Source organism: Microbacterium sp. (genome assembly GCF_031988965.1).
GTDB lineage: Bacteria > Actinomycetota > Actinomycetes > Actinomycetales > Microbacteriaceae > Microbacterium.
Genome location: NZ_DALZXX010000246.1, coordinates 1 through 2,459, shown reverse-complemented (window position 1 = coordinate 2,459; position 2,459 = coordinate 1). Strand labels below are relative to the sequence as shown.

The following is a 2,459-nucleotide window of genomic DNA, read 5'->3' as shown; positions in this document are numbered from 1 at the left end:
GCTCGGGGTCGGTGACGGCGGCGACGGCCGCCCGCACGGCGTCGGCGGAGCTCACGATGACGAGCGGGCGCCGGGCCGGGGCGTGTCGCGGGGCTCGTCGTCGTTCTCACCGAGCTCGGCGAGGAGCGCCTTGAGCTCCTGACGCAGCACGTCTCGGGTCACGACCTGGTTGTTGCGCTCCTCGAGCGACATGCGCAGCGCGACGATCTCTCGGGCCAGATACTCGGTGTCGGCGAGATTGCGCTCGGCGCGCTGACGGTCCTGCTCGATCTGCACGCGGTCGCGGTCGTCCTGCCGGTTCTGCGCGAGGAGGATCAGCGGTGCCGCATACGAGGCCTGCAGAGAGAGCATGAGCGTGAGGGCGGTGAAACCGAGGGCCGCGTCGTCGAAGCGCAGGTGGTCGGGCAGCAGGGTGTTCCAGCAGATCCAGAGCACACAGAAGAGGGTGAGGATCAGGAGGAACGCGGGCGTGCCCATCGCCCGTGCCACCCATTCGGTGAACCGACCGAATCGATCACGCGAGGTGGATCGCTGTCGCGACGATCCGCGACCGAGAGGAGCATCCAGCTGGGGGGAGCGCGAGCGCGAACGGGCCATCAGCGCACCTTCCCCGGGATCGTCGGCTCATCGTCGTCGTGCGTTCGCCAGTCGTCCGGAAGCAGGTAGTCGAGCACGTCGTCGATGCTGATCGCGCCGACCAGACGATGCGCGGCGTCGATGACGGGAAGCGAGACGAGGTCATAGCTGGCCAGCATCCTCGCCACCTCGGCAGCGGATGCCGTGACGGCCACGGGCTCGAGGCTGTCGTCGACGATCGCGCCGAGTCGCTCGTGCGGGGGGTAGCGCAGCATCCGCTGGAAGTGCACCATGCCGAGCAGCCGGCCTGTCGGAGTCTCGAACGGGGGGAGGGTCACGAACACCGCCGCGGCGAGAGCGGGGTGCAGTTCGTGGCGCCGGATGAGAGCGAGGGCCTCGGCCACGGTCGCGTCGGCGGAGAGGATGATCGGCTCCGGCGTCATGAGGCCACCGGCCGTGTCGGGGCCGTAGCGGAGCAGCATCCGCACGTCCTCGGCCTCTTCGGGCTCCATGAGCTCGAGCAGCTGCTCCAGCCGGTTGGGGGGCAGCTGCGCGAGCAGATCGGCCGCGTCGTCGGGTTCCATCTGATCGAGGATGTCGGCCGCGCGTTCGTCGCCGAGTCGGTCGAGGATGTGCACCTGCTCGTCCTCGGGCATCTCTTCGAGGGCGTCAGCGAGACGGTCGTCGGAGAGCTCCTCCGCGACCTCGATCATGCGCTGCTGCGGCAGATCGAGAAGAGTGTTCGCGAGGTCGGCCGCGTGCAGTTCGGAGTACGAAGCGACGAGCTGCTCGGCGGACTGGGCCTCACCGGGAGAGCGCTGCTCCGACACCTCGCTCCAGGCGGCGAACGTCGTCGGCCCCTTGGCGAACGGCGATGCGCTGGTCTTGGGGCGGCGCAGGAAGAGCTGACTGATCGCCCATTCCCCGAGCCTGTTCGGCTCGATCGCGACGTCTTCGATCACGGCGTTGCCGCTGCCGTCGACCAGGTCGACTCTGCGTCCGAGCAGTTCGGCGAGCACCCGCACTTCTCCGGCACGCGGTGAGAACCGCCGCACGTTGATGAGCCCGGTGGTGATGACCTGGCCCGCACGGATCGAGGTCACCCGCCCGATCGAGAGGAACACCTGCCGACGGCCGGGGATCTCGACGACGAGACCGATGACACGCGGGGCCGCGGTACTTCGGTACACGATGACGACATCTCGGACCTTGCCGAGCCGGTCGCCCACGGGGTCGAAGACGGCGCAGCCTGCCAGGCGCGCGGCGAATACCCGTTGTGTGCTCACCTGTCCAGCGTAGTGCGCAGGGCCTGCGAGGAGGCCCCGCGCACCGAGGGGAGGGCGCCGTCGGGCGGAGCTCGCGGGCCGCTCATCGGCAGGCATGGAACAATGGCGGGATGAGCATGCTGAACCGTCCAGCTGACAGCCGCGATGAGGGCGAGATCGTCGCCTCCACCCGCGATTACGAGGGCGCGCAGAAGACGGTGTCCAAACTGATCGCACAGGAGGTGCCCGCGCGCGACATCGCGATCGTCGGGCAGAACGTCCGCACGGTCGAGCGCATCACCGGGCGCCTGGGCTATGCCGCAGCCGCCCGTTCCGGCGCCGTCAACGGCGTGCTCATCGGTCTCTTCCTCTCGGCGATCCTCGTGATCGGCAACCCCGAGGTCCCGATCCAGCTCTTCGTCGGCTTCGTGTTCATCGGAGTCGCGCTCGGCATGCTGCTGAGCCTCGTCACCTACGCGATCGTTCGTCGCCGCAGGGACTTCGCCAGTGTGACCCAGTTCGCGGCCGATCACTACGAGGTGCGCGTTCAGGCCGCATCGCTGGCCAAGGCGCGCTCGGCGCTCGGCGCGGCCAAGCCCGCTCCGGTGCGCCCGCCGG

Annotated in this window: 3 protein-coding genes; 1 reads left to right on the top strand and 2 read right to left on the bottom strand. The window is 69.2% G+C overall.

Annotated features, from left to right (window positions below; translation table 11 throughout):
* Nucleotides 1–51: 51 nt before the first annotated feature.
* Nucleotides 52–597: a DUF1003 domain-containing protein gene (locus tag RTM68_RS18310; protein WP_312173725.1), complete on the bottom strand. Its 546-nt coding sequence runs from the start codon at nucleotides 595–597 to the stop codon at nucleotides 52–54.
* Nucleotides 597–1,862: a magnesium transporter MgtE N-terminal domain-containing protein gene (locus tag RTM68_RS18305; RefSeq protein WP_194764726.1), complete on the bottom strand. Its 1,266-nt coding sequence runs from the start codon at nucleotides 1,860–1,862 to the stop codon at nucleotides 597–599. Before RTM68_RS18305 ends, RTM68_RS18310 begins: the two co-directional genes overlap by 1 nt.
* 110 nt (nucleotides 1,863–1,972) lie before the next feature.
* Between RTM68_RS18305 and RTM68_RS18300 the strand changes: the two genes are divergently transcribed.
* A partial coding sequence (locus RTM68_RS18300; RefSeq protein WP_312173722.1) for a general stress protein occupies nucleotides 1,973–2,459 on the top strand: 487 nt, incomplete at its 3' end.

Coding starts and splice junctions, on each gene's coding strand:
- RTM68_RS18310 (WP_312173725.1), bottom strand. CDS start 597: ATGGCCCGTTCGCGCTCGCGCTCCCCCCAGCTGGATGCTCCTCTCGGT.